The following is a 9,349-nucleotide window of genomic DNA, read 5'->3' as shown; positions in this document are numbered from 1 at the left end:
CCCGCCCCGACCGACTGCTGGGCGACAAGGCGTATTCGTCCAAGGCGAACCGGGAATTTCTGCGCACCCGCGGCATCCAAACCGTGATCCCGGAGCGCTCCGACCAGGTCGCGAACCGGAAACGCCGCGGCCGAAACGGCGGTCGGACCATCGGCCTGGACAAGGAGGCATACAAGCGCCGCAACGTCGTCGAACGCTCATTCAACACGTTCAAGCAGTGGCGCGGCCTCGCCACTCGCTACGACAAACTCGCCCTCACCTACCGCGGAGGAGTCGTCCTCCGCGCCATCACCATCTGGTTACACGAATTAGGAGACACGCCCTAGCTCCCTCCCCTCCTACGTCCTCCCTCCGCGAACCCGCAGTTGTGCGCGTTAAAACGCGCTCATAACGCGCACAGCTGCGGGTTCGCGGGGTCTGAGGCGGCGGAGAAAGGGAAGGGTCAGGGGTAGACGCCGTAGCGGATGAGGGCGCCGATCAGGTCCCTCGTTAACGGCAGCGTGACCAGCTCGGCCGCGGTGAACCAGCGGGCATCGGCGGCGTCGTCTGCGGCGACGACCTCGCCGCTGACATAGACCGCGGCGAAATCGTGGATCGCGTAGATGCCCCCGCGTCCGTCGGCGCGGTCGAGGGTGCCGAGTTCGCGTTCGATCCGCACGGTGACACCGGTCTCCTCGAGCACCTCGCGGGCGGCCGCCGCCTCGAAGGTCTCGCCCGGCAGAACTTTCCCGCCGGGGACGCTCCACCGCCCGGCCTCCGGCTGCTCGGCCCGCAGCACCAGGAGGAACCGTTCGGTGTCGTCCCTGACGACAGCCGCCGCTGCCAGCGTGATTCCCATGCCGACAGAGTAGGCCCCCGCCGACTCGGTGGTCGAGCTCCGGTGGTCGAGCTTGTCGAGACCGGATCGCGCCGGGCTAGGTCTGGCAGCGCGGGCACCAGAACGTGTTCCGCAGCTCGAGCTCGTTCCGCCCCAGGCTGCCACTCTCGATGCGGGTACCGCAGCGCCGGCAGGCCTGGCCGGCGCGGGAGAACACCCAGCTCTGCGCCCCGCGCCGGGTGTTGCCGGTCGTTGTGCGTTCGGCTCGGTCGCGGTTGGCCAGGATCAGTCGGTGCGCGAGGTCGACCAGCCCCGGAACATCCGTCACCGCCGCCACCTGCCGGGTGGGCAGGATGCCGCGGAGGAAGCACAGCTCGTTCACGTACTCGTTGCCGAGCCCGGCCAGGTTGCTTTGGTCGGCCAGGGCCACGGCGATCGGCTTCTCGGGCTCGGAGCGGATGCGGCGCACGGCCTCGTCGGGGTCCCAGTCGGCGCCGAGGAGGTCGGGGCCGAGCCAGGCGAGCCGCTCGGCCTCCCGAGCCAGCGGCAGCACCTCGAGCAGCCCGAGGTCGAAGCCGACGGCGACCCAGTCGTCCGTTTCCAGCACGGCCCTCGCCTGGAAGGCCGGCCGCTGCCACCGGCTGCCGTGCCGGTAGAGGTGCCAGGCGCCTTCCATCTTCAGGTGTGAGTGGATGCTCGCCTCCCCCACCCGCATCAGCAGGTGTTTCCCTCGACTGGCGACCTCATGCATCCGCTCGCCGGCCAGGTCGACGGTCGCGAAGGCCGGCACCCGGAGGTCGCAACCGGTCAGCAGCTCCCCGTGCAGCGCCTGGTCGAGGGTGCGCGCGGTGCGGAAGACGGTGTCGCCCTCAGGCACGGAGTCTCAGCCCCTGCGGCGACAGCCCGAACCCGGCGGCCTGCAGCGCAGCGCCCACCGGGGTGCCGACCACGAACTGTCCGTTGACCGTTTGCACGGCGAGCTTCTCGACCCCTCCGCCCGTGACGACCGCGGCCAGGGACACCGCGGCGACCCCGAGGATTTCGTCGGTGGGGGCGGCAGGAGCGCCGGACGCGGTGCCGGCGCCGCCGGTTTCGCTTGCCGGACCGAACGCCAGCACGGTCTTGCCGCCGCGTTCGACGTAGAGCACGAGGGAACCGTCGACGAGCACCACCAGGGCGCCGGCCTTCCGGCCCGGCCGGTGTCCGGTGCCCTCCGGCAAGGCCGGCCAGGGCAGCATCGCGCCGTACGGATTCGCCGGGTCGGTCGCGGCGAGGGTGACGGCGGGGCGCGCGGGAACCGAACCCCCCGACCGATCGGCCGCGCTGCTGTCCGCGGTGAAGGAGCGCAGGCGGTCGATCGTGCCTCCGGCGGCGAACTGCGCGGCACCGAGACCTTCGACGAAGTAGCCGCGGCGAGCGCGCCCGGTCTCCTCGAAGCCGCTGAGGGTGCGGTAGACGAGCGCGAAGCCGCCGGGCACCCCCTCGCTCGTCACCGAACCCCGGGTCACCACCCCATAGCGTTCGAGCAGGGTCTCGGCGAGCGCGTGCGCGCGCCGGGTGGCCGAGTCGTCGGCCAGCGGAAGGATCGACCATCGCCCCGACACGGTGGGCGGGCCGCTCCGGCTGGGCAGCCGGGGCCGGGCGAGAGGCCGGCCGTCGTGCAGCCGGGCCCGGGGCGCCGACCTTGCGATCTTGTGGGCCGTGCGTCCGCCGCGGATGAGCGAGCGCACGGGGGCGAACGTGTCGTTGCCGATCAGCCCTGCCCAGACCAGGTCCCAGAGCGCCGCAGCGAGGTCGGCGTCGTCCTGGCTGCCGACGGCATCCGCGAGCTGGCGGAAGAAGTACGCTCCCCCGCCGCCGAGGGTCGCCAGGATCTCCCGCTGCAGGAGCGTGGTCTCCCGGTCGACCGGAGGCGGCAGGGTGAGCGGCGCCGTCTCGGCCAGGTGCAGGCTGATCCACCCGTCGTTGCCGGCCAGCGTGCCCGAGCCGGCCCAGAGCACCTCGCCGGTCGCGGTCAGTTCGTCGAGCATGGCCGGGCTGTACGCGGCGATCCGGGCCGGGAGGATGAGCGACTCCCAGGCCGAGGCGGGGATCCGCACCCCCTCCAGCTGTTCGATCACGGATGCGACGCCGTCGATCCCGCGGAGCTTGCCGCCCACATGCTGCCAGGCCGGCAGGAAACGGCCGACGGTCACCTGGTCAACCGGTTCGACCTCGTGCCGGAGTGCGGCCAGGGACCGTCGGCGCAGACGGCGCAGCACCTCGGCGTCGCACCATTCGCTGCCGGTTCCGGTCGGCCGGAACTCACCCTCGACGAGGCGGCGCGCGTCGGCGAGCCGCCTCAGCGCGCCCAGCGCCACGGCGGTGCCGAGGCCGAATCGGGCGGCCACGTCGGCGACGGTGAACGGCCCGTGGCTGCGCGCATACCGGCTGACCAGGTCGCCGAGAGGGTCGGCCACGGACTCGGTGAAGGCATCCGGGATACCCATCGGCAAGGGAACGCCGAGCGCGTCCCGCAGGCGGCTCGCATCCTCGATGGCCGCCCACCACTCGTGTCCGGCGTAGCCGACCCGGATGGCGCGGCGAGCGGCGACCAGTGCGGTGAGGTGTGACTCGGCCTGGGTTACGCTCGCGTGCTCGGTCGAAGGGGCGTCCTGTGACGCCGCGATCGGTGACGACGCGCTCGGTGACGGCGGCGCAGACGCATCCGGCTCCAGGCGCGCGGCCACCTCGTCGACGGTCAGCGGGCCGAGTCCGCGCAGCAGGTCGGCCACGCCCTCGATCCCCCGGGCCCGCCTTCCCTCCGCGAGGCGCTGCAGCTCCAGGTCGGTGAGCTCCATCACCGCGGGGTCGAGCAGCTCTCGCAGCTCGACGCGGCCGAGCAGCTCGGCCAGCAGGGCCGAATCGATCGAGAGCGCGGTGGCCCGGCGTTCGGCAAGCGGGGAATCCCCCTCGTACATGAACGCGGCGACGTAGCCGAACAGGAGGGTGCTCGCGAACGGGCTCGCGGCATCCGTCGTCGTCTCGACCAGGCGCACCGAGCGGGCGGCGATCTCCCGGGCGAGCAGGGTCAGCGCGGGCAGGTCGTAGACGTCCTGCAGGCATTCGCGCACGGTCTCGAGGATGATCGGGAAGGTCGGGAAGGTGCGGGCCACGTCGAGCAGCTGCGACGCCTTCTGCCGTTGCTGCCAGAGCGGCGACCTGCGGCCGGGGTCGTAGCGCGGCAGGAGGAGTGCCCGGGCGGCGCATTCGCGGAACCGCGCGGCGAACAGGGCGGACCCGCCGACCTCGTCGGTGACGAGCTGCTCGAGTTCGTCGGGGTCGAAGACGAACAGTTCCGCGCCGGGCGGCTCGGCTTCGGTGTCGGGAATGCGCACGACGATCCCGTCGTCGGCGGCCATGCAGGCGCCGTCGATGCCGAAGCGTTCGCGCACCCGGGCGCCGACGGCGAGGGCCCACGGTGCGTGCACGGTCATGCCGTACGGGGAATGCAGCACGACCCGCCAGTCGCCGAGTTCGTCGCGGAACCGTTCGACGACGAGGGTGCGATCGGTGGGCAGGTGGGCGGTGGCGGCGCGCTGTTCGGCCAGGAACGCGAGCAGGTTGGTCACCGCGCGCTCGTCGAGCCCGGCGGCGGCGCACCGGGCGCGGGCCTCCGCCGGAGGAGCGGCCGACACCTCGCGGGTGAACGCGCCGATCGCCCGGCCGAGTTCGGCGGGGCGGCCGAGGCCGTCGCCCTTCCAGAACGGCAGCCGTCCGGGCTCGCCGAACGCCGGGGTGACGACCACGCGGTCGTGGGTGATCTCCTGGATGCGCCAGCTCGTCGCGCCGAGCGCGAAGACGTCGCCGACCCTGGACTCGTAGACCATCTCCTCGTCGAGTTCGCCGACCCGCCGGCCGGTGGCCTGGTCCCCGGCCATGAAGACGCCGAACAGGCCGCGGTCGGGGATCGTGCCGCCGCTGGTCACCGCAAGCCGCTGCGCGCCGGGTCGTCCGGTCAGCGTTCCGGCTTCGCGGTCCCAGATGATGCGCGGGCGCAGCTCGGCGAACTGGTCCGACGGATACCGGCCGGCGAGCAGGTCGAGCGTCGCCTCGTAGGCCGACCGCGGCAGCGTGGCAAACGGCGCGCTCCGGCGCACGGTGTCGAACCACTCCTCCACATCGATGGGTTCGAGGGCCGTCGCCGCGACGGTCTGCTGGGCGAGGATGTCCAGCGGGTTCGTCGGCACGGCGAGCGACTCGATCAGGCCGGCGACCATGCGTTCGGCGGCGACCGCGGCGTGGATGAGGTCTGCGCGGTGCTTCGGGTAGATGACGCCGCGCGAGACCTCGCCGACCTGGTGCCCGGCCCGGCCCACGCGCTGCAGCCCGCTGGCGACCGACGGCGGGGACTCCACCTGCACCACCAGGTCGACGGCGCCCATGTCGATGCCGAGCTCCAGGCTCGACGTGGCGACCACGCAGCGCAGCCTGCCCGACTTGAGGTCGTCTTCGATGATCGCCCGCTGGTCCTTGCTCACCGAGCCGTGGTGGGCGCGGGCAAGCAGCGGTTCGGCGCCCTCGCTGCGGCCGCTGGCCCCCATGAGCTCGGCGGGCTGCCGAGGCGCGGCCGTCGCCGTGGCGTTCGCCGTCGCGACGGACGCCGCCGGCCAGGCGGACGCGCCGGCCGTGACCGGCGCGTCGGCCTCGGCCCACGCCATCCGCCCGGCGTAGATCTCGTTGAAGCGCGCGGTCAGCCGCTCGGCGAGGCGCCGGGAGTTCGCGAAGACGATCGAAGACGTGTGCGCGAGCACCTGGTCGACGATGGCCTCCTCGACGTGCGGCCAGATCGAGCCTGACTGGGGCACGGATGCCGCCGATCCCTCACGTGGCTGTCCCTCGCCCGGCATGCCCTCCCGCGGCGGGGCGGCGCCGAGCCGGCTCATGTCCTCGACCGGGACCACCACCCGCAGGTCGAACCGTTTGCCCGAGGCCGGCGCGACGATCTCGACCGGCGCCGCCCCACCGAGGAAGCGGGCCACCTCGGCGGCAGGCCGCACCGTAGCGGAGAGCCCGATGCGTTGAGCCGGTTTCGTCAGCAGCGCGTCGAGCCGCTCGAGCGACAGGGCGAGGTGAGCCCCGCGTTTGCTGGCGGCCACCGCATGCACCTCGTCGACGATGACCGTGTCGACGCCGCGCAGGGAGTCGCGGGCCGCGGAGGTGAGCATGAGGAAGAGCGACTCGGGGGTGGTGATGAGGATGTCCGGCGGCGACTTCACCAGAGCCCGCCGGTCGGCCGCGGGGGTGTCTCCCGAACGCACGCCGACGCTCACCTGCGGCGGTTCGGACCCCAGTCGCGCCGCGGCCCGGGTTATCCCGACGAGGGGTGCGCGGAGGTTGCGTTCCACGTCGACGCCGAGGGCCTTGAGCGGGGAGATGTAGAGCACCCGGGTGCCCGGCGCCGCGCCCCCGGCGGCCGGCGGGGCGGCCGCGAGGCGGTCAATCGCCCAGAGGAACGCGGCGAGGGTCTTGCCCGACCCGGTCGGCGCGACGACCAGCGCGTGCGAGCCGCGGGAAATCGCATCCCAGGCCCCGAGCTGTGCGGCCGTGGGCGCGGCGAACGCTTCCCGGAACCACGCCCGGGTGGCCGGCGAGAAGCGTCCGAGCACCTCGTTCATCTGCTCATCTTTGCCGATCCCACCGACAACTCCTAGCTCGAGGCGACCAGTTGCACGCGGAGCGAGTCGACGGACGTCGCGATCACGTCGTCCGCGGCCCAGCGCGCTGCCAGCCGGGCGAGGGTGGCGTCGAGTTCGGCCTGGGTCAGGCCGTCGACCAGTTCCAGCCGCACGACCAGTTCCGGCCCGTCGAGGCGGGCGTCGGGGTCCCCGGCGCCGAGCGCGACGGAGAGCACGGACAGCTCGGTCGCGATGGAGGCGGCGAAGGCATCCGCCACCGGCCGGCTCGCGTAGCTGGGCAGCCACGGCTGCGACTGGGCGATCGCCCAGAGCGCCGGGCGCCGGATCACGAATTCGGTGGCCGAGGTCGGGTCGAGCACGACCAGGTCGGTGTTCTCCTGGGCGGCGGCGAGGGCCACCCGGTTCGCGTCGGAGGGCACCGGCCGGGCCTCGGCATTCCACGCGGCCATCGCGGCAGCCGAGGTGAAGACGGGCAGCACGTTCCGGCCGTCCGGGCCGGCCACGGTGATGATCGAGAGCTCCTGGCTCTTGTCGATCGTGAGCCCACCGGCGGTGGTGCCGGACTCCCCCAGCTCCGTCACGAGCGGCACGAGCAGGCGGGAGTCCCGGATGGCGTCGATCACGCTCTCCTCGCCGGTCTCGCGGGCGCGGAACCGGCGGAGCGCCTCGAGCAGGTGCTCCGGCGCCGATCCGTCGTCTTCGGCGCTCGTATTCGCCCGGAACTCTCGCCCGGCCCAGGGCTGCCCGGCCGAGTCGGCCGGACCGTCGGGCCGGCCGGTGGATCCGAGGTTAGTCGCCCGCGACATCCAGTGCCTCACCCAGGGTGAAGGCGCCCGCGTAGAGGGCCTTGCCCACGATCGCGCCCTCGAGGCCGAGCGGAACGAGTTCGCGGAGGGCGGCGATGTCGGCGAGGCTCGAGATGCCGCCGGAGGCGATCACCGGGCGGTCGGTGCGCTCCAGGACCTGGCGGAGCAGTTCGATGTTGGGGCCCTGCAGGGTGCCGTCCTTGGTGACGTCGGTGACGACGTACCGGGTGCAGCCGGCCTCTTCGAGGCGTTCGAGAACCTCCCAGAGGTCGCCGCCCTCCTTCGTCCAGCCGCGCGCGGCCAGCGTCGTGCCGCGCACGTCCAGGCCGACCGCGATGGCGTCGCCGTGCTGCGCGATGACCGAGGCGGCCCACTCCGGGTTTTCCAGCGCCGCGGTACCCAGGTTGATCCGGCGCACCCCGGCGCCGAGGGCCGCCTCGAGCGAGGCGTCGTCGCGGATGCCGCCGGACAGCTCGACGTTGACGCCATCCAGGTGGCCGATGACCTTCCGGATCACGTCGGTGTTGTTGCCGCGGCCGAAGGCGGCGTCGAGGTCGACGAGGTGGATCCATTCCGCGCCCTGAGCCGCCCAGTCGGCGGCGGCATCCACGGGGTCGCCGTAGTTGGTTTCCGTGCCGGCCTCCCCCTGGGTGAGTCGGACGGCCTTGCCGTCGGCCACATCGACGGCCGGAAGGAGGATGAGGCGCGGGGTGCTGACGAGTTCGCTCATGGTGTGCGGTGTCCTTGCTCGGGGTGGCCGCCGGTTTCGGCGGCGCGGATGAACTGTGGGGGGCTAGTCGCGGAGCGAGCCGAGCCAGTTCGACAGCAGGCGGATGCCCGCTTCGCCGGACTTCTCCGGGTGGAACTGGGTCGCCGACAGCGGTCCGTTCTCGACCGCGGCGAGGAAGGGTCCTCCGTGATCGGCCCAGGTCAGGCGGGGCCGCGGGAAGGGCGGCATGACGTCGAGCGTCCACTCCTGCGCTGCGTAGGAATGAACGAAGTAGAAGCGTTCCTCTTCGAGGCCGCGAAACAGTACGGAGTCGGTGTCGGGTGTGATGGTGTTCCAGCCCATGTGCGGCAGCACGGGGGCCTTCAGCTGCGTGACGGTACCCGGCCACTCGCCGAGACCCTCGGTGTCGACGCCGCGTTCGACGCCGTGCTCGAACATGACCTGCATGCCCACGCAGATCCCCAGCACCGGTCGGCCGCCGGCGAGCCGGTGGTCGATGATGTCGTCGCCGCGCACGGCCTTGAGTGCGGCCATCACCGCGCTGAACGCGCCCACGCCGGGCACGACGAGGCCGTCGGCCTCGAGCGCCTGTCGGCGGTCAGCGGTCAGCGTCACCTCCGCCCCGGCCAGCTCGAGCGCCTTCACAGCGGAGTGCACGTTGCCCGTGCCGTAGTCGAACACGACGACGGAGGTCACAGGGCGCCCTTGGTCGACGGGATGCCCGAGACGAGCGGGTCCATCGCCTTGGCCTGGCGGAACGCGCGGGCGAACGCCTTGAATTCCGCTTCGGCGATGTGGTGCGGGTCGCGCCCGCCCAGGACGGTGACGTGCACGGTCAGGGCGGCGTGGAAGCTGATGGCCTCGAAGACGTGCCGCACCATCGACCCGGTGAAGTGCCCGCCGATGAGGTGGAACTCGAAGCCTGCGGGCTCGCCCGTGTGCACGAGGTACGGCCGCCCGGAGATGTCCACGACCGCCTGCACGAGGGCCTCGTCCAGCGGCACGAGGGCGTCACCGTACCGGGAGATGCCGGACTTGTCGCCGAGAGCCTGCTTGATCGCCTGGCCGAGCACGATTCCGATGTCCTCGACGGTGTGGTGCACGTCGATTTCGATGTCGCCGCGCGCACGCACGGTGAGGTCGGTCAGGGAGTGCTTCGCGAACGCCGTCAGCAGGTGGTCGAAGAAGGGCACCGAGGTCTGGATGTCGCCGACCCCGGTCCCGTCGAGGTTGAGGGAGAGTTCGATGCTCGATTCGCTCGTCTCCCGGTGAAGCTGAGCGACGCGGGGCGAGGACGGAGTGGATGAGCTCATACGCC

At 72.4% G+C, this 9,349-nt stretch carries 8 protein-coding genes; 1 reads left to right on the top strand and 7 read right to left on the bottom strand.

All coding sequences use genetic code 11. The features are described from left to right. The coding region (locus BLQ39_RS11010; protein WP_143006466.1) for a transposase at positions 1 to 326 on the top strand (326 nt) is incomplete at its 5' end. Positions 327 to 442: 116 nt separating this feature from the next. Here BLQ39_RS11010 and BLQ39_RS11005 read toward each other — a convergent pair. The 7 genes from BLQ39_RS11005 to hisB form a co-directional block, all read right to left on the bottom strand. Further along, the gene (locus tag BLQ39_RS11005; RefSeq protein WP_092323964.1) at positions 443 to 838 is read right to left on the bottom strand and encodes an NUDIX domain-containing protein; all 396 of its coding nucleotides are present in this window, start codon (positions 836 to 838) and stop codon (positions 443 to 445) included. A gap of 76 nt (positions 839 to 914) precedes the next feature. Continuing rightward, positions 915 to 1,694, bottom strand: a complete 780-nt coding sequence (locus tag BLQ39_RS11000; RefSeq protein ID WP_092323962.1) for a DNA-formamidopyrimidine glycosylase family protein — start codon at positions 1,692 to 1,694, stop codon at positions 915 to 917. Next, positions 1,687 to 6,474, bottom strand: a complete 4,788-nt coding sequence (locus BLQ39_RS10995; protein ID WP_092323961.1) for an Lhr family ATP-dependent helicase — start codon at positions 6,472 to 6,474, stop codon at positions 1,687 to 1,689. The genes BLQ39_RS11000 and BLQ39_RS10995 overlap by 8 nt, the downstream gene beginning before the upstream one ends. Positions 6,475 to 6,506: 32 nt before the next feature. Continuing rightward, entirely contained in the window at positions 6,507 to 7,301 is a 795-nt protein-coding gene (locus BLQ39_RS10990) for an SseB family protein (protein WP_092323959.1), read from the bottom strand. Next, positions 7,285 to 8,031 carry a bifunctional 1-(5-phosphoribosyl)-5-((5-phosphoribosylamino)methylideneamino)imidazole-4-carboxamide isomerase/phosphoribosylanthranilate isomerase PriA gene (gene priA, locus BLQ39_RS10985; RefSeq protein WP_092323957.1) on the bottom strand — a complete coding sequence of 249 codons (747 nt, stop codon included), beginning with the start codon at positions 8,029 to 8,031 and terminating at the stop codon, positions 7,285 to 7,287. The genes BLQ39_RS10990 and priA overlap by 17 nt, the downstream gene beginning before the upstream one ends. A 63-nt stretch (positions 8,032 to 8,094) precedes the next feature. Then, a complete protein-coding gene (gene hisH, locus BLQ39_RS10980) occupies positions 8,095 to 8,727 on the bottom strand; it encodes an imidazole glycerol phosphate synthase subunit HisH (protein WP_092323956.1) in 633 nt (210 codons plus the stop codon). Then, a complete protein-coding gene (gene hisB, locus BLQ39_RS10975; protein ID WP_092323954.1) occupies positions 8,724 to 9,344 on the bottom strand; it encodes an imidazoleglycerol-phosphate dehydratase HisB in 621 nt (206 codons plus the stop codon). Before hisB ends, hisH begins: the two co-directional genes overlap by 4 nt. Positions 9,345 to 9,349: the final 5 nt, after the last annotated feature.

The sequence above is a fragment of the Cryobacterium psychrotolerans genome, assembly GCF_900101115.1.
Lineage (GTDB): Bacteria > Actinomycetota > Actinomycetes > Actinomycetales > Microbacteriaceae > Cryobacterium > Cryobacterium psychrotolerans.
The sequence above is the reverse complement of the archived record's forward strand: the minus strand, read 5'-3'. Positions and strand labels throughout refer to the sequence as shown.